This window comes from Neobacillus soli NBRC 102451 (assembly GCF_001591665.1).
Classification (GTDB): Bacteria; Bacillota; Bacilli; order Bacillales; family Cytobacillaceae; genus Neobacillus; species Neobacillus soli.
The window spans coordinates 42,120-60,487 of record NZ_BCVI01000017.1 but is presented as its reverse complement, the minus strand read 5'-3'; the positions used below and the strand labels follow the sequence as shown (position 1 = coordinate 60,487).

The following is an 18,368-nucleotide window of genomic DNA, read 5'->3' as shown; positions in this document are numbered from 1 at the left end:
GATTCTAGAAAAAATGCACCTGCATTTCTGCAGGTACATTCTTATCGCTCCTTATTTAATTTATTCTTAATGATCCATGCTGCCCCTAACACACCCGCATCGTTTCCTAAAGTGGCTAACGTTAGTTGTGTGGAATTCTTTACTGATGAAAAAGCATACTTTTCAAAGTATTCTCTGACCGAGTCTAACAAAATCGCGCCCGCCTTTGATACACCGCCGCCCAAAACGATTTTTTCCGGATTAAGTGTGTTGGCAATACTTGCTAAAACAAATCCTAAATGAAAGGTGACTTTGTCTAAAACCTTTTTTGCCAAATCATCACCATTGCGGGCAGCATCAAAGACATCTTTAGCTGTTACGCTTCCGTTACCAGCAAACTTCATAGCCAATTCTCCCTTTGGCGGCCCACCTGCACTAAGCTCAGCCATCGCTAACCGAACGATTCCTGTCGCAGATGCCACCGTTTCAAGACAACCTGTCCGGCCGCAATTGCAAGGTGCACCGCCAAATGGAATCGCTGTAATATGACCGATTTCACCTGCTGCACCATTGACGCCCTGAACGATGTTTCCGTTCGTGATGACACCGCCGCCTACACCAGTTCCTAGTGTGACACAAACAAGGTCCTTGGCTCCGTTCCCCGCACCCTTCCACATTTCACCCAATGCCGCACAGTTTGCGTCATTTTCAATCGCTGCCGGAAGCGATGTCGCTGCTTCTAAACTTTCCTTAAGAGGAAAGTTATCCTTCCAGCCTAAATTCACAGTATTTAAAATAATCCCGGTTTTATAGTCCACTGGTCCCGGTGCGCCCATCCCTATTCCAAGCAAATGGTCGTTTGTCCGGCCAACTAGATGAATTTTTTCATTAATTGCTTTTGCAATATTTGCCGTAATATTTTGTCCTTCATTTGAATTATCAGTGGGTATTTCCCATTTATGAACGATTTCCCCATCCATTGTAACAAATGCTATTTTCGTAGTTGTCCCGCCCAAATCGACACCAGCAATCCAATTATTTAACAATTTAATCACCTATCTTTTTATTAGTTTTTTCTTTTTGAAATCGAATTTCCTGTCGTAATATTAACAAAGCCGTTTGGAATTCCCTTGGCTCAATCAACTGTGATTGATAGAGTTCTTTCAGTTCTGACTCCATAAGCTCAAGGTCTGCGACTCGATCGCCAATATAAATAATCGTTCCGAAGCTTTTTAAGAATTGCTGAATCTCGTAAATTGTTTTCATTTTGGGGACCCCTTTTAAATTTATCTATTCTCCTCCGCCAGATGACTGGAGATGTTGATTAATTTCGCGAACTAAATCATTGTATTCCTTTTGATTCGGTTTAAGTTTAGCTGCCTTTTCAGCATTTACTTTTGCCTGTTCCACTTCGTTTTGTTCTAGGTTTACCAGTGCTAGATTGAAATAGGCCTCATCAAAATTCGGATCAAGCTGGATGGCCTTTTGTAAATGGGTTTTGGCATCCGAAAGCATCTCCTTCTTTATCTCCACAAAGGATAACAGAAAATAGGTTTTCTCAGATAGATTGGTTGAGTTCTTTTCAGAATCCTTTAAAACACTGTAGGCTTGATCATAATTATTTTGTTTAACATACTCCTGCGCCATCACTAAATTGGAGCTTTCATCATGAGATTTTCCTGCCGCACCAAATCCATGGTTTAATGACCCCCACACAAGTGCAGCTGAACCGATGATAAATAGCAATTGCAGCCATAGCTTTCTCTTCTGTGGAAAATAGACAATACCCGCCGCCAGAAACCCTCCAGCTAATCCACCTAAATGGCCGGCATTATCAATCCCAGGTGCAGAGGAGCTGAACACAAGGTTTATTCCGAGAACAATGATCAAATTCATTCCCATCGTTCGGAAAAATAATTTTGGGTAAATTGCACCAAAAAATAATAAGGCACCAAAGCAGCCGTAAATAGCACCGCTAGCTCCTGCTGATAAATTGGCACTAAAAATGAAACTCGCAATAAAACCAGTAACACCTGCAAACAAGTAGATAAATGAAAACCTAACATTACCAAAGATTCGTTCCACTGTTGTTCCAAGAAAATACAAGGCCAATGTATTCATTACCAAATGCAAAAAACCAATATGAAGAAAAACAGGTGTAATAAATCTCCACCATTCTCCTTCCATGATTAAATAGTTGACTTTTGCCCCGTATTTGATCAGCGTAGAAGTATTTGTACTACCGCCATGAATTTGCAGCCAGAAAAAAACAGCGAGCTGGATGGCAATGAAAACATAGGTAAAGAAAGGTTTGCCATTCATTAAAATAGCACGTTCCGTTTTTACCTTTTTTATCGCATATTCCAAGGCCTCTTTCTTAATCGACTCACCATCCTGTTCTGAATAATCCTGACTAATTGGAAACTGAAGCTCATACCCTAGCCGCTCAGATAACCGTTGGAAACCGGTTTCGTATTCTCCCTCTGCTAAAAGGAAGGAACTGACCGATGTCTTTTTTCCTTCCGGATGAACAAAAGTTGCGCCAAGACGGGATTCATAATCATCAACAGGCGGAAATTGGCTGACATAGAGATTGACAATATTTAACTCATGACGGCCAATTTGTTTACGTATTCTTTCCCCATTAACAGCTGTGAACTCGATATCACGCTGCATCGCATTGCCCCAATCTAAATTATGGAGCAATAGGCGAATGATCGGAGCTTTTTTATTTTCTATTTTTTCAAGCCATAATTCTTTTTGATTTTCAAATAATTGAATAATCCGGTAGCCCTGGTCAGAAATAAGAGAATAGGCCAACCTCCAGAAGATATATCCTTCTCTATTATTCATTTCTCCCCTACTTTCTTATGTAAAAATGTGCAGTAACCTAAATTAGGCAAATTACCTCATACCTTTTATTATAAACGAAAATCATTAACTGCAATAATTAAACAGACTATTAATAGTTACAAAATAAAGAACCATCTGTGGTTTTCACCAATCAGATGGTCCTCCAAATACCGATTTCATCATTTTTTGTTTTACACCAGGAAAGCTCATAAATGAACCTACTGCAAGCCGCCGCATCCAACTCGAACCAAGCAGGACATTGATTAGTCGGTATCTATACCGGAATGCAAAATAACCTATTGAGCCAATCATCAAAATGGATGTTAACATTCGAGACATTTTTCATCCCTCCTGCTACTATTCTGTGATAATCAGCCATTTTTTATCCAAATCGAATCCATTTTCAAAGTTAAATATTCTTAAACACAGGCTCCATCGTATTCTTTAATACATTTGCAGAATTTGTGAATTTTGCTTGTTCATCCTCGTTTAGTTCAAGCTTGACAATTTCCCTAATCCCTTTACGGTTCACCACTGCAGGGACACCAATGTATAAATCCTTTTGACCATATTCTCCATCAAGATAGGCCGAAACCGTAAGCACAGAGTTTTCATTTCCCAATATTGCCTTGGTCAACCGTACTAATCCCATGGCAATCCCATAGTAGGTGGCACCTTTTCTTTCGATGATATGGTAAGCAGCATCACGAACATTTAAAAATAGTTGGTCAAGGTCCTCTTGATTAAATCCATCTTTATGTTTTGTCCATTCCGAAATAGATGTACCGGCTATATCTGCATGGCTCCAGACCGGCAGCTCTGTATCACCATGTTCTCCAATAATATAGGCGTGAACGTTTCGGGTATCGACATCAAAATAATCCCCAAGCAAAAATCGGAAACGGGCCGTATCGAGAATTGTACCGGAACCAATCACCCGCTCTTTAGGCAAACCAGAGAATTTCCAAACGGCGTATGTTAAAATATCGACTGGATTTGTTGCAACAAGGAAAATGCCATCAAAGCCACTCGACATAATTTCATCGACTATTCCTTTAAAAATCCGCGAGTTTTTTTCAACCAGATCAAGTCGCGTTTCACCAGGCTTTTGGTTGGCACCTGCGGTAATAACCACAAGATCAGCGTCACCACAATCCTGATAGCTGCCATACCAAATTTTTGTGCGTGATGGGGCAAATGGAAGTCCATGATTCAAATCCATTGCGTCCCCTTCCGCCTTTTCCTTATTTAAATCTATTAAGACAAGCTCTTCCGTTATCCCTTGATTTAAAAGGGCAAACGCATAGCTTGACCCTACAAAGCCGGTTCCAATCAGAGCAACTCTATTCACTCGCTTTAACATATTCATTCCTCCAAGTGAAGATATAAATTTTGTTACAAGTAAAAATCGATGGCAAAATTACATAACCAAATGAATGAACACAATTGCTATTATTGCAGCAAGGAAGCCCGATAGTAAGTTAACCATATCATTATCGATAAAAGCAGACCCTTTTATTTGGATCGTCCGCATTTGACAATGATTCTTTTTTTCCGTCTTAATCCCACACTGCTCACAAACATATACCTGTTGGTAAAAAGCACCAAGTAACGTGTCAATGACATTACCAAGATAGCCAAACAGGAAAATAAGAGTGCTATCAAAGAATCCCAAATGAAACAACCAAAAACTACTAAGTGAAATGAGCAATGCTCCCGCTAGAGCTGCCATGCTTCCTAATAAACTAATCGCACCCGATGTTCCTTTTTCGATTCGCTTAAATGAACCAATGAAAATCGGATCTTTTCGGCTTAAACTGCCAATCTCCGATGCCCACGTATCAGAATTAGCACTTGCCAGGCAGATGGCAAAGGCAAGGATCCACGTACTATCATTGTAGAAATAATAGAGGATACTAAAAAGTCCGGCTGCTCCCCCATTGGCTGCGACTTGGCGCCAATCCCTTGTGGCTCCCTTTGCCAGCTTCTCCTCTATTTTGTTCTTAACACTACTTTTATATTTAGACCATATGCTTGAAGAGGCAAAAAAAGCCCCAAGCAGGAATAGACCTTTTACACCAAATCCTAAATTCACGGCAAGTCCAACCAAAATGGCAGCAAAAGCACCCGATGCAGTTAATGATTTGAGGAAATATCCTGCTAAACCAGTCAATAGAATGGCAATGAAAATCAATAAAGCTTCGCTCATTTTATGTTAATAATCTCATCGTAGGTAATAATTTTGGAGACGGGTATATCATGTTCCTCAACAGAAAATTGAGGGATAAGTTGTTCGTTAAAGGCAAGTGATAATGTTTTACCGAGGAAATTTGTTATATACCGATCATAATAGCCGCCGCCAAATCCCAATCGATACCCTTCCCGTGTATACGCTAAGCCTGGAACAATAATGAGGTCAATCAGATTGGCTTCGATTTCCGTGGTCAATGATTCAATTGGCTCAAATAATCCGTAATAGACGGATTCTAACTGAGAAAATCCACTTAACGTTCGAAAGGATAGCCTCCTATCTTTCGGGTAACATTTTGGAACAACCACTTGTTTTCCCAATTCCCATGCTTTGCGGATTATTTGATATGTATCGACTTCGGGACGCTTCGAAACCGTAATTCCAATGACTTGCGCTTGTTTCCAAGCCTCATCTTCAAAAAGTCTGCCCGCAATTTTGTAAGAATAATCTTCGTAGAGGGGGATGGAAACCTTTGAAAGTCTGTCTTTTATTTGTTTACGAATGGCATTTTTATCATCCATATTTCGGAAACCTCCTTACTTTTAGGCAACAAAAAAAGCAGCAGGAAGCCCAGCTGCTTATTTTGTTTCGCGATGTGCTGTTGAACGTTTTTCTCTTGGGCAATACTTCTTAAGCTCAAGACGATCTGGATTATTACGTTTATTTTTTGTTGAAATATAGTTACGATCCCCACACTCAGTGCAAGCTAATGTAATATTCACACGCATGTTTATTTCCCTCCAAACAATTAAGCTATTCATTCATACGACTTTTCTATAATATCATTTTTCAAAAGGAAATGCTAGTGTTTTTAAAAAGTGCTTGTTCTATTGAAATCAATTCATTTTTGTCAGCACCAGTAATGGTCCAAGTGCTCATTTTACTTGTCCCATGTGGAGCAGTTGACATCTTCATTGCAAAAACACTAGCCGCAGGCCCTTTTGCCATTGGCTGGTAGGTTAAGCTTCCTTTTTGAAGCGAACTCCAAATTCGATCCGTATATACATTCCACTTTGGCACCGCCGTATATTCCTTCATACCTGCCCCTTCGTGCTTAGCATTGACTAGAAACATCCTTTTATTTCCGTGGTGAAAAATGTGATGGTCTAGAGGTGATACAAATGTTAGGTTGTCTTGGCAAACAGGGGAATAATGATGCATCGCCAAAACTTTTATCTCTTTCGTTTGCTTGCTGTGATTGCTTACATAAACGGTTGATAAACGAATTTTTGAGTGGGGCTGCTCCTCTTTCACTTTAATAATTATTTCTTCCTCGTAAATGACCTTTTCGGTACAATCGTGGAGCCAAAGGTACTTCCCATTTATCCACATACCTGCAATAAATTGAAGTGTTTCCGTCGGAAGCTGATCCATTAGATACTGGTTACTTTTTTGCGATTCGGTTAGATTTATCATCACACACACCTTTTTCACAAATTTTTTGGTGTTCCTTTTGCACAGTTCGATTCATCCGATGGTTTAACAATGTATCCTCCATGACCCTGCTTGTTTCTGAGGCAATTCGATTCCATCCATACAAGCTTTTTACAATTTGCCTTCCCTTTTTTCCAATCTCATCTGCCTTTTGTGGATTTTCAATCAGAAATTCGATTTGTTCCAGCAGACTTTCGGGATTCCCTGGAACCATTAGCAAGCCCGTTTGTAAATGCTTTACAATCCCTTTCATACCGCCTGTATTGGAAACAATCGTTGGTTTTCCAAGAATCATTGTTTCAAGGGCAACAATTCCAAATGGTTCATACAAGCTGGGAATAACCGCCATTTCACTTCCTTCAATGAGGGCATTCCTTTGTTCATCGCTAATATATCCTACAAATAATACATGGCTCTCTAGTTTCTGCTTTATAATCTGGCTTCGATATTTCTCCAGCATCGGTCCTTTTCCCGCGATAACAAAAAAACAAGCTAGTTCCTTTTCCTTAGCAATTGCCGCCGCCTCAAGTATGGTATCGAATCCTTTTTCTTTGACGATTCTTCCAATGGAAAAAATGTATTTTTTTTGCGTTAATTCCGGAAATATCTCCCTTGCACTTAGTTCCGTTGTCAAGTGTTCAAAGCCATTTGAGATGATGACTATTTTTTCATCTCTAACCTTAAAGATGGAAATGAGTTCATCCTTCATGTATTCACTGCAAACAATCAGTTGATCGGATTCAGAAATTAACTGCTTCTCCTTCTTATCGATAAATTGCTGCATTTCTGAATGAATGCCGTTATTCCTTCCATGCTCTGTCGCATGGATCGTCGTTAATAATGGGATGTCTAGCAATTCCCTTAATGTGATTGACGCCGCACCGACCAGCCAATCATGGGCATGGATGATGTCGAATTTTATCTCTTCGAATAGCTTTTCAGCTTTGAAAGCCATGGCTAAGTTAAGCCCGCCTATCCAAGATAGAAAATTCTCATCCTGTTCATTTACTGGTTTGAGACGATGTACAGTAACACCGTCCATTCTTTCAAATGAAGGGAGATCGCGATTTCCAGCCGTTAACACATGAACATCATGGCCCAGTTCCGCCAATTGAACGGATAATCCATATACATGCCTCGAGAGTCCGCCCACAATATTAGGCGGGTATTCCCAAGAAAGCATCAGTATCTTTAATTTCCATTGATTCGAAGGTTTTAGATTCAAGTTATCCTGGTGGGAAATTATTTTATTCATCTTTCTTCTCCACGCATTTTGTTTCTTCGTAATAGCTGTACGTACTTACATGATCCATCCACTTAGGCTTTTGTGGTTCATCTTGCTGAAATGATAACAGGTGAGCATTTAATACCTCCCCATTTGGTATCTCATGTGCAGGGGTTTGAATGCAATTAGAACGAAGAAGAGGAAAAAAGTCGGAATTAGAAAAATAAACCCCTAATTCTGCCGCATAGCTTCGATCTGACGCCAACCCATTAATAAACCACTGCCCATTCTGATACGGAACCGCCATTTCATGATAATAGTGAGCGTTTTTTCCGTTAAAACTAAGATCAGTAATATCATAAATTCGTACAATAGGAACAAGTTGTTCAAAATTAACACTAAAAAACAGTTCAAGGACTTTTTTAGGTAATTCAGAAACTTCCCAGCAGAGAAGCAATTTCCGAGGAGTGACAAGCCTTCCAATCAGCTCCCCCTTTACTCCTTCTTGTTTGATTATTTCCGCAATCATTTCGTTCCTCCATTTCTGCAAACAATCAATATATGCCCGATATTCCAAATTATTCTTACTAAATAATAATTTAATCGTACCACCACAAGGCGATGCACACAATAAACGCAAATTGTCGTATCCCGCTAGTCCAGCGTACAAGCAACATTAAGAAGTAAAACTTTTATTTATCCGTGAAAATAAAGGGCTTATATTGCCCCGTTCGACACACTCCAATTCGTTTCACCTTATTTTTTCCGACAAAAAAAGATGAAGTCTACATTGACCTCATCTTAAATTAACACTATTTTCCTTTAGGCATTCAAATTAACACGATTTCCTGTCACAAGGTAAATGACATTCTCGGCAATATTTGTTGAGTGATCGGCAATTCTTTCGATATACCTGCATACAAATGCTAATTGAATAATTTGATTTGTTGAGTTTGGATTTTGTGGGATATAGCTCAAAAGCTCTTGTATCAAGCTGCCAAACATTTTGTCCACTTCATCATCTTTTTCTGCGGACTTTTTTGCCAAAGTAATATCCTCGGAATAATAGGCCTTAATAGAATCGGAAACCATTTCTAAGGCCATTTCCATCATTTTCGGGATATCAATTATTTCTTTAATATGCCGTTCACTGCCGATATGAACTGCCGATTTGGCAATATTTACTGCTATATCTGCAAACCGCTCAACCTCTGATGAAACTTTTAATGCAACATTTATTTTCCTAAGGTCGGTGGCTACAGGTGATTCCCTGGCAATTAATAATAATGCTTTATTATTAATTTCATACTCTAAGTCATCAATTTCATTATCACCTTCAATAACTTGCTTCGCCTTTTTTATATCCTGATTTAATAGCGCAATCATCGCTTCTTTGATTGCGTGTTCCGACTTCTCGGCCATTGTTAACAGCAGATCTTTTAACTCTTTTAAATTATTATCAAAATTTGATCTTGTACTCATTTACTTCACCCCATCATCCGAATCTTCCTGTAATATATCCTTCAGTCCGTGAGTCTTTTGGCATTGAGAAAATGTTAGAAGTTGAATCTAGCTCGATTAATTCACCCATTAAAAAGAAGGCCGTCTTATCTGATACGCGTGATGCCTGCTGCATATTATGGGTAACAATCACAATCGTATATTTTTCTTTTAATTCTAAGATCATTTCTTCAATTTTCAATGTAGAAATTGGGTCGAGCGCTGAAGTGGGTTCGTCCATTAACAACACTTCTGGTTTTGTCGCCAGCGCTCTTGCGATGCAAAGCCGTTGCTGCTGCCCCCCAGATAGCCCTAAAGCAGGAGCATTCAAACGGTCCTTTACTTCCTCCCATAATGCCACATCCATTAATGCTTTGATGACCACTTCATCAAGGTGTGTTTTTCGCTTCATTCCATGAACTCTCGGACCGTAGGCGACATTATCATAGATGGATTGCGGAAAAGGATTTCCCTTCTGAAAAACCATTCCGACATGCCTGCGAAGTTCGACTAGGTCCATTTTCTCATCTAAAATATTTTGTTCATTAAAATTAATTTCACCCGTCATTTTTACATTTGGAACCATATTGATCATCAAATTTAGGGTTTTGATAAATGTCGACTTTCCACATCCTGATGGACCGATAATGGCTGTTACCTCTTTTTTGTTGATTGGAAAGTTGATGTCTTTTAAAGCGTGATGATCACCGTACCATAAATTCAAATGATTAATGTCAAATACTTGTCTCGTCAACGTCGATATTGTCATACCAGTCCCCCCCTTATCCGAATCTTCCGGAGATATATTCTTCTGTCTTCTTTACCGAAGGATTTGTAAAGATCTTTTCTGTCGCTTCATACTCAATTAAATCACCACTGAGAAAGAAGGCAGTTTTATCCGAAATCCGTGATGCCTGCTGCATGTTGTGCGTCACAATAATGATGGAATAGTCCTTTTTCAAGTCGATAATCAGCTCTTCCACCTTAGCATTAGAAATAGGGTCGAGTGCTGACGAAGGTTCATCAAGCAACATGACTGTAGGTTTCATCGCAATGGTCCTTGCAATACAGAGCCTTTGCTGCTGCCCACCTGATAATGAGAGTGCAGATTTATGGAGTCTGTCCTTTACTTCTTCCCATAAGGCCGCTTTTTTCAGGCTCTCCTCGACAATTTCATCAAGTTTGCTTTTCTTTTTCATTCCCGCAAACTTTAATGCGTGTGTAATATTTTCATATATTGATTTTGGAAATGGGTTGGGTTTTTGAAAGACCATGCCAATTTCCTTACGTAATGCCACAACATTTATCTGCTCCGACAAAATATTGAGATCTTCATAAATGATTTCACCCTCTGCCCTCGCACCAGGGATAAGGTCATTCATTCTATTAATGCTTCGTAAAAATGTTGATTTCCCACAGCCTGAAGGTCCAATTAATGCTGTAATGGAGTTTTTTCCAATATCCATTGAAATTCCGTTTACGGCACGTTTCTCACCATAGAAAATCTCTAAATTGTTAACTTCTAAAATCGATTCTTTATTCCGTTTGCTTTCTGATTCTCCTGCTTGCTTCCCAGTTTGTTTATCCATTAATGCTGATACCAACAGTTCTCACCTGCCTATTATTTAGTTGCCGTGATTTTTTTATGAATAAGTCTCCCAATCCATCTAGCTAGTAGGTTGAATAATAAAACCGATATGACTAACACGGCTGCAGACCCATTTGAAACCTCTTCCACGTCTGGAATTAATCCTTGCGTGTTAACGGACCATATGTGAACCGCCAGCGTCTCCGCGGGACGAAATATATTCAATGGTGATTGAGCGGAAAATGGATTCCAGTTTCCGTAATCTAGTCTTGGCGTGGATAGACCTGCAGTAAATAATAGTGCTGCAGCTTCTCCAAATACCCTGCCAGCTGCAAGAATAATACCTGTTAAGATGGACGGAAAAGCGCTAGGTAATAGAACGGTTTTTATTGTATGCCAATGAGTAATTCCTAAGGCAAGACTTGCCTCTTTCAGATCACGAGGGACAGAACGAATCGAATCCTCGCTGACACGCACGATTACAGGTAAATTAAAGACTGTTAGTGCTAAGGCTCCACCTAAAATCGTATAGCCCCATCCTGTTATATTAACAAACATCAATAAACCGAACATGCCTATTACAATTGATGGAAGTGATGCTAAAACTTCAATACAAGAACGAATAATGTCCGTTACTTTTCCTGGCTTCGCATACTCTGCCATGTATATTCCCCCGCCAATCCCAAGGGGAACGGCAATGATCATCGTAATCAGTAAAATATAGAACGAATTGAAGAGTTGGTCGCGAATCCCGCCTCCTGCACGGATATTGCTAGAAGGAGTGGTTAGAAACTCCCATGAAATATGTTTAAGACCATTAACCAAAATATATGAGAATAACCCAACAAGAATGGATATGATTATTATAGCAATTGCAATAAATACCCCAGTTGCCAGTCGATCAGCCGTTTTGCTTTTCATTACATTTTCCTCCTTGAGGATAGATAGCGGATGAGGAGAATAAACGCAAACGACATTACTAATAAAATTAAGCCCATCGACCAAAGTGTGTTATTTTCCACACTTCCATAAGTGGTATGACCCATATTTAAAGTAATAATTGTCGTTAATGTTGCGGAAGCGTCCAAAATACTTGATGGTAAATTTCTTACGTTTCCGATGACCATTTGAACAGCTAGCGCTTCACCAAATGCTCGCGCCATACCTAAAACAATTGCGGTCAGTAGGGATGGCAGTGCAGCAGGAATTAGTACCTTTCTAATGGTTTGCCACCTTGTTGCGCCAAGAGCATATGAACCTTCTCTTAAGCTATTTGGCAGTGAACTTATTGCGTCGGTTGCAATGGTTGCAATGGTAGGCAATATCATAATAGAAAGAACAATCATACCAGAGAGCAGGCTAAATCCTAATCCTCCGACATGTTCTCTGATAAACGGAACAAGGACGGTAAGCCCAATGAATCCATAAACAACAGAAGGAATTCCAACTAAAAGCTCAATGATCGGCTGTAATATTTTTCTCCCCCAGGACGGTGCAATCTCTGTCATAAAAATCGCTCCGCCAATTCCTAATGGAGCTGCTATAAGTGCGGCAAGAAATGTAACCGCAAATGAACCAAAAATAAACGGGAGTGCTCCATATTCAGGCTTTGCTTGATTTGTTGGATTCCAGTGCGTACTTGTTAAGAACTCTAAGAGACTTACCCCGTTTTTAATGAATGATTGCAAACCCTTCGTTCCCAGGAATATCGTTATTGATATGGTTGCTGAGATCATGATAACTGCACACAGCAGGACAAGCACCTTTCCTCGTAATTCACCATCCATCCAATTATTTTTAGATTTCAACAACCTGTCTTTTGCAGGAGTCAACTTTTCCATAATGCACCAATCACTCCTAAACTACGTGATAATAGGGTAAATGCACAATCGCATTTACCCCGTTCCTTATTACCTGTACCTTGTTATTATTTATTTGTTTGATTCCCTTTAGCGTCACGTTCCACTTTCATTTTTGTTACTGGAAGATATCCTTGCTCGTTTAAAAGGGTATTCTGAATATCATCAGTCATTAAATAGTCAAGGAACGCTTTTGCTAAACCATCAGCCTCACCTTTAGTATAAGAATGTTGGTAAGCCCAGACTGGGAATTCACCAGATTGTACATTATCTGCTGTTGGTTCAACGCCATCAATGGCAAGAGGTGTTACGGTGTTATCAGTGAAGTATGAGAATGCAAGGTAACCAATTGCACCGTCAGTTTCATTGATAATCTTTTTAACAGTGTTTGATGAATCTTCCGTAATTCCTTCAGCAGGTGTTGCACCATCAAGAGCAAACTTATTGAATACTGCACGTGTTCCTGAAGAGTCGGGACGGTTTACAAGCACGATTTTCTGGTCTTTTCCGCCAAGTTCTTTCCAGTTTGTGATTTTTCCAGTGAATACTTTAATTAAATCAGCTTTCTTAATATCTTTAATGCCAACTTTAGGGTTAACAGCAGCTGTCATACCAACAACCGCAACTTTATGGTCAACAAGCTGGTCAGCAGGAATTCCTTCTTTTTCTTCAGCAAAAACGTCTGAGTTACCAATTTGAACAGAACCTTCAGCAACCTGTGATAAGCCTGTACCAGATCCGCCAGCATTTACTTGAACATCAACCTTGGGATTTGCATTCATAAATTCTTCAGCTGCAGCTGCGACTAATGGCTGCATCGCAGAGGAGCCAGAAACGCTCAGTGAGCCGGAAAGTTCTTTCTTTTCTTCAGTTTTAGGTGTTGTTGTTTTATCTGTTCCTTTTGTCTTATCTGTAGAAGCACCGCCGCACGCAGCCGCGAATACCATTAATGCTGCAAAAATCATGAATAAGCCCATTTTCTTCAAACTTTTCATTTTCTTATTTCCCCCTAAGTAATGTTGTTTGTTCTGCCTTACATGTATAAGCATATAACAGGTCTGTAAACGGAGTTTTAATACAATGTAAAGGTTTTGTAAAGATGCGTTGTTCTTTTGTAAATTTATCAGATCCTTTTTTATCATTTAAAAGCCTAAAGAAGCTTCATGATGTTATCATGCTCAAGATTATCCTTTTATATAAAAAAAAAAACACCTGCCTCTAAATGGAGACAGATGTAAGGATATATTTTCTATTGATTGTTTTGATCTGTATTTGTATTATCTACGGATTGTTCTGCAGTTCCATCAGTACCAGGATGTTTCTTCTTTAAGTCAAAGTAGGCATCCATTACTCTTCGACCGATTTTATTATTTATACTTGGACCAGAACCTTGATATGCCCAGGGTACGACGACAGCAATAGCCACTTCTGGATTATCATATGGGGCAAACCCGACAAGGCTTAAGTTCATGACAGGTGTACCGCGTTTTGTTTTATCGCCGCCATCATAAAATGCCTCTGCAGTCCCCGTTTTTCCCGCGGGGTGATAGGGTGCATCTCCAAATAAACCATAAGCAGTACCATTCCTAGTCTCCATCACCATTCTAAAACCGTCTCGAACCCGCTTGATCCAGTCGTCCTTCATATCCAAACGATTGAGTACTTTTGGTTGAATCTCTTTAACAATAGGTCCCAATTGATTATTTTCCATGATTGGCTCGCGAATTTCCTTGACAATATGCGGCTGGACACGGTTACCGCCATTAGCAATCGTTGAAACGTACTGTGCTAGCTGGATAGGTGTATACGTATCATATTGGCCAATCCCAAGGTCAAGAAGTTTACCAGGGTTGTGTATCTCATTTCCCGGAAAGCCGCTCATTTCATTAGGAAGGTCAATCCCCGTTCTCGTCCCAAGTCCAAACTGCCCGAAGGATTGCCTCATCGTATTAAAGGTTTTCTCTGTTTCTAATATCAGGGGATTGTTAGCAACATAACGGCCGTTCCCCATAGCAATGATCGTTTTCCACATATAAACGTTTGATGAAACCTGTAATGCTGTCAGGTCATTAATTCTTCCAAATGTCTTCCAAGATTTTTTAACTGGTGTATCTTTTATCACTAATGGTTCATCCAATTGACTATCCCCGGGCCTAATCGCTCCGGTTTGATAGCCTGTTAAAATGGTTGCACCTTTAACAGCCGATCCCACGTTATAGGAGCTGGTAATATTTCCTCCCGCAAAGTCCATCATGATCGTTTTTCCGTTTTTATCCTTACCAATTTGCTTACCGGCCAATGATAAAATCTCACCAGACTGGGGATCCATGGCAACTACAAAGGCACGATCCAAGAGAGACGTATTCGCTTCTCTTTTAGCACTCCACATTTCCTCTTCAATAATCTTTTCTACCTGTTTCTGAAGATCCATATCAATTGTTAAGACGAGATCTTTTCCGCGCTTTCCTTCCGATACCAATTCAGTGGAAAGAATTTTTCCTGATTTATCGGTAACATTTTTTACTTTTGCCTTTTGACCATGAAGGACATCTTCGTATTTCAATTCAAGATAACTTTTTCCTACCCGGTCATTTCGGCTATAGTCACGTGCGAGAAATTTCTCTAATTGTTCTTTAGGTATCCCCGCCTCCGAGGAAGATACATCCCCTAATATTGATTTCAACGTATCACCAAAAACATACTGTCGGATCCAGTCTGTTGTTGTGTCAATACCCGGGAGATTCTCTAAATTTTCGCTGACAATCGCAAATTCTTTTTTCGTTACATCCTTATTTTTTACAATTTGCGGTGTTAAAGCGTAACCGCTGTTAAACTGTTTTAAAATAGCAATGGTTTTAAGTTTGAATTGGTCATTTTTCATATCCTCAATTTCGGATTTTGGAATACGCTCATGCTGCAAGGAATATATCTTTTTATACTCCCATTTTTTTTGGTCGTATAAGGCCCATTCCTTCTTGGTAATTAATTTCTTTGCTCTGTCAGGGTATTTTAAAATCCAATAATCCTCTTTGTCACGTTCACGAACTTTTGAAGTATCCATCGTAATGATATTTGCTAATTTCTCTGCAGTGGTAAGCATTTCAATTTGACTTGTATTCTGGTATTTCGTGTAGGTGATTGCGTTTAATGGAGTATTATCAACGATAATTCTTCCATATCGGTCAAACATTTTCCCCCGTGGTACTGGGTTATTAACAGTAACATCCTCAGTCCTCGCAATTTCACGTTTAAAATCATCACCAAAAACAATTTGTAATTCACCAAGACGGAGGATGAGGATAGAAAAGAGCACAAACACAACAAAGAATAACATGTTCAAGCGAAACGGGACATGTGTCTTCTTTTTTTTCTTTTTATTATTCAACGTTTATATCCACTTCCTTTTTTTCGAGGCATAGCATAACTTTCTCTATTTTATAAGAAATGGCTCCATATTTCTATGAATAACACTTACCATTTTTAAAAAGAAAAGTGGAAGCGCCCTTTCCTTGTTTTAACACAAAAAAAGGCGATGAGGATAAAAACTCATCGCATTACGCGGCAGGTAACTGTACCTTCCTAATGAATAAATAAATTAGTGAGTGACCTGCACCCAATAATAATAATAAAATGGGAATACTTTTTTCTTCATTAAACAAGGTTACCGCCCCTAAAAAGGCCAATATCGAAACAATCCTTCCAACGTTCAGGAATATTTCACGGACAACAATATATTCGATTCTCATTTCTGCAGCTTTCCAGCCGATTCCAATTACATCGTATGTAGTTGACATGTATGGAACGAGCAGTAGTGGATAAGCAATCGCAATCATCCCGGCATAAATTAACAGCTTGACAAAATTCACATCCCAGACAATTAGCAGGACGGCCGCATAAAGAATAATCCCGCCAATAAGGATGGCCTTTTTTCGATAACTTTTTTTAATAAACCGCGATGCTAGATAATAAGCAATAAATGATATTCCCGAATTAATAAGGCCAAATGTCCCTAAAGCCATTTCACTATTGGTTGCAATGTAAACAAAGACCGAGATGACAAATAAAAACGTCCCTTCTCGTAAGCCCTGGAAAAAATGGGCATTGGTTATGAGACGCCAATTTTCATTTAGTTTTCTTTCACCTAAAATTCGATTAAAGCAATATTTTCCTGCAGCCGGTCTACGTTTTAAAGATAAACTCATGATAACAGAAAGAGCGAACAAAGCTAATGATATCCCAAAGACAATCGTATATCCCGTAAATTTTTCAAATCTAGTGATAATGATTCCAGCCGCAATCGGTCCAATCATCCCTCCTGCAGAGGACAATATCCCTAAAAACCCATTAAAAAAATCTCTTGTCTCTGGCTCTGTGATTTCAAAGGTTAAAACATTATAGGCCAACCAATAAAAACCGTAACCTATTCCAAGAAGGCCGCCTAAAATGAGTAAATAAGTGTGTGCATTTGTTCCCGCTACTAAAACAGCCAGGTAAAAAACAGCCAAAAAGATAACACCAATCCTTAGTACAATCACCCTGTCAATTTTTTTAGCCCAGCGGCCCGCTAAAATGAACGTTAATGGTTGTAGAACAACAATTGCCAGGTTATAAAGAGCTAAATCCGAATAACTTTTTGTTTGTTTCCAAAGGTAAATGTTCACAAATGTGTTCGATAAAGCCACGCTCAACGAATATAGCCCGCCAATAATCAGCAATAATGTCAAATCTTTTGTTAGTTCAACATCACCCAAAATTCTAAACTTTTTTGCCATAAAAAAACTCCCCTTTATCTTAAGGGTAGTCTTTAACAAGCTAGATGCTCTTATTCACTTTTTTCCAACAAAAAAAAGACAGCATGCAGCTGCCTTTTTCCCGTCACTATTATTATTTTGCTTCGTTATAACGTTTTGAAACTTCATCCCAGTTAACTACATTCCAGAAAGAATTGATATAATCTGGACGTTTGTTTTGGAATTTTAAGTAATAAGCATGTTCCCAAACATCAAGTCCAAGAATAGGTGTTTTCCCTTCCATTACTGGAGAGTCTTGGTTAGGAGTGCTTGAAACTTCTAATTGACCGTTGTTCACAGATAACCATGCCCAGCCGGAACCAAAACGAGTAGTCGCTGCTTTAGCAAACTCGTCTTTGAAGCCTTCAAAGCTGCCAAATTTACTGTTGATGGCATCAGCTAATTCACCTGCAGGGGCACCGCCGCCATTTGGAGAAAGAATTTGCCAGAATAATGAATGGTTAGCGTGACCGCCGCCATTGTTACGTACTGCTGTACGAGCAGCTTCTGGAACTGCATCTAAATTGGCAATGACTTCTTCAACTGATTTTGATAACAGTTCTTCATTTCCAGCTAGAGCATTGTTTAAGTTTGTTACATATGTGTTGTGGTGTCTAGTGTGGTGAATGTTCATTGTTTCTTTGTCAATATGTGGTTCAAGTGCATCTTCTGCGTAAGGTAATTGTGGTAATTCGAATGCCATGATTATTCCTCCTATGTAAATATGATATTTTTTGGGCTTTAGGTAACCATAAACGTCAAAATGACTATTATGAATATTTCTAAAGCTTTGTACTTAAGATACCAAAGTTGGTTCTTCGTTTCAAATTAAATGCTTAAGTTCCAACATAAATACAATGCCCTGATAAAAGATTTTTATTCAAAAGCA

Annotated in this window: 20 protein-coding genes; all 20 read right to left on the bottom strand. The window is 39.2% G+C overall.

Annotated features, from left to right (window positions below; genetic code table 11):
- Window positions 1-41: 41 nt before the first annotated feature.
- The 20 genes from BSO02S_RS06565 to BSO02S_RS06470 all read right to left on the bottom strand — a co-directional run bounded on the left by BSO02S_RS06565 (window position 42) and on the right by BSO02S_RS06470 (window position 18,182).
- Window positions 42-1,025 (bottom strand): ROK family glucokinase, encoded by a 984-nt coding sequence (locus tag BSO02S_RS06565; RefSeq protein ID WP_066064251.1) that lies wholly within the window; start codon window positions 1,023-1,025, stop codon window positions 42-44.
- Between the two features lies 1 nt (window position 1,026).
- Window positions 1,027-1,245, bottom strand: coding sequence for a YqgQ family protein (locus tag BSO02S_RS06560; protein WP_066064249.1), 219 nt, complete (start codon window positions 1,243-1,245; stop codon window positions 1,027-1,029).
- A 24-nt stretch (window positions 1,246-1,269) separates the two neighbouring features.
- Window positions 1,270-2,832 (bottom strand): rhomboid family protein, encoded by a 1,563-nt coding sequence (locus tag BSO02S_RS06555; protein ID WP_066064246.1) that lies wholly within the window; start codon window positions 2,830-2,832, stop codon window positions 1,270-1,272.
- 144 nt (window positions 2,833-2,976) lie between these two features.
- A complete protein-coding gene (yqgO, locus tag BSO02S_RS06550; protein WP_066064243.1) occupies window positions 2,977-3,171 on the bottom strand; it encodes a protein YqgO in 195 nt (64 codons plus the stop codon).
- Between the two features lie 70 nt (window positions 3,172-3,241).
- Window positions 3,242-4,195, bottom strand: a complete 954-nt coding sequence (locus BSO02S_RS06545) for an L-lactate dehydrogenase (RefSeq protein ID WP_066064241.1) — start codon at window positions 4,193-4,195, stop codon at window positions 3,242-3,244.
- 57 nt (window positions 4,196-4,252) lie between these two features.
- Complete coding sequence (locus tag BSO02S_RS06540; RefSeq protein WP_066064239.1) at window positions 4,253-5,041, bottom strand: DUF92 domain-containing protein; 789 nt, start codon at window positions 5,039-5,041, stop codon at window positions 4,253-4,255.
- Window positions 5,038-5,604, bottom strand: coding sequence for a 5-formyltetrahydrofolate cyclo-ligase (locus tag BSO02S_RS06535; protein WP_066064237.1), 567 nt, complete (start codon window positions 5,602-5,604; stop codon window positions 5,038-5,040). Before BSO02S_RS06535 ends, BSO02S_RS06540 begins: the two co-directional genes overlap by 4 nt.
- A gap of 57 nt (window positions 5,605-5,661) precedes the next feature.
- Window positions 5,662-5,811 (bottom strand): 50S ribosomal protein L33, encoded by a 150-nt coding sequence (gene rpmG / locus BSO02S_RS06530; protein WP_066064234.1) that lies wholly within the window; start codon window positions 5,809-5,811, stop codon window positions 5,662-5,664.
- Window positions 5,812-5,872: 61 nt separating this feature from the next.
- Window positions 5,873-6,499: a hypothetical protein gene (locus tag BSO02S_RS06525; protein ID WP_066064231.1), complete on the bottom strand. Its 627-nt coding sequence runs from the start codon at window positions 6,497-6,499 to the stop codon at window positions 5,873-5,875.
- Entirely contained in the window at window positions 6,468-7,772 is a 1,305-nt protein-coding gene (locus BSO02S_RS06520) for a glycosyltransferase family 4 protein (RefSeq protein ID WP_084374923.1), read from the bottom strand. Before BSO02S_RS06520 ends, BSO02S_RS06525 begins: the two co-directional genes overlap by 32 nt.
- Entirely contained in the window at window positions 7,765-8,271 is a 507-nt protein-coding gene (locus tag BSO02S_RS06515) for a DUF4912 domain-containing protein (protein WP_066064228.1), read from the bottom strand. The genes BSO02S_RS06520 and BSO02S_RS06515 overlap by 8 nt, the downstream gene beginning before the upstream one ends.
- Window positions 8,272-8,564: 293 nt before the next feature.
- Window positions 8,565-9,224 carry a phosphate signaling complex protein PhoU gene (gene phoU / locus BSO02S_RS06510; protein ID WP_066064225.1) on the bottom strand — a complete coding sequence of 220 codons (660 nt, stop codon included), beginning with the start codon at window positions 9,222-9,224 and terminating at the stop codon, window positions 8,565-8,567.
- Window positions 9,225-9,237: 13 nt separating this feature from the next.
- Window positions 9,238-10,011 carry a phosphate ABC transporter ATP-binding protein PstB gene (pstB, locus tag BSO02S_RS06505; protein WP_066064222.1) on the bottom strand — a complete coding sequence of 258 codons (774 nt, stop codon included), beginning with the start codon at window positions 10,009-10,011 and terminating at the stop codon, window positions 9,238-9,240.
- Window positions 10,012-10,024: 13 nt separating this feature from the next.
- Window positions 10,025-10,831, bottom strand: a complete 807-nt coding sequence (gene pstB / locus BSO02S_RS06500) for a phosphate ABC transporter ATP-binding protein PstB (RefSeq protein WP_066064298.1) — start codon at window positions 10,829-10,831, stop codon at window positions 10,025-10,027.
- Window positions 10,832-10,863: 32 nt separating this feature from the next.
- A complete protein-coding gene (gene pstA, locus BSO02S_RS06495; protein ID WP_066064219.1) occupies window positions 10,864-11,751 on the bottom strand; it encodes a phosphate ABC transporter permease PstA in 888 nt (295 codons plus the stop codon).
- A complete protein-coding gene (gene pstC / locus BSO02S_RS06490; RefSeq protein WP_425320395.1) occupies window positions 11,751-12,617 on the bottom strand; it encodes a phosphate ABC transporter permease subunit PstC in 867 nt (288 codons plus the stop codon). The genes pstA and pstC overlap by 1 nt, the downstream gene beginning before the upstream one ends.
- Window positions 12,618-12,757: 140 nt before the next feature.
- Window positions 12,758-13,684, bottom strand: a complete 927-nt coding sequence (locus tag BSO02S_RS06485; protein WP_066064213.1) for a phosphate ABC transporter substrate-binding protein — start codon at window positions 13,682-13,684, stop codon at window positions 12,758-12,760.
- A gap of 254 nt (window positions 13,685-13,938) precedes the next feature.
- On the bottom strand, window positions 13,939-16,023 hold the full coding sequence (locus BSO02S_RS06480; protein ID WP_084374925.1) for a peptidoglycan D,D-transpeptidase FtsI family protein: 2,085 nt from the start codon (window positions 16,021-16,023) through the stop codon (window positions 13,939-13,941).
- A 220-nt stretch (window positions 16,024-16,243) separates the two neighbouring features.
- A complete protein-coding gene (locus BSO02S_RS06475; RefSeq protein ID WP_066064206.1) occupies window positions 16,244-17,461 on the bottom strand; it encodes an MFS transporter in 1,218 nt (405 codons plus the stop codon).
- Window positions 17,462-17,573: 112 nt separating this feature from the next.
- Entirely contained in the window at window positions 17,574-18,182 is a 609-nt protein-coding gene (locus tag BSO02S_RS06470; protein ID WP_066064203.1) for a superoxide dismutase, read from the bottom strand.
- Window positions 18,183-18,368: the final 186 nt, after the last annotated feature.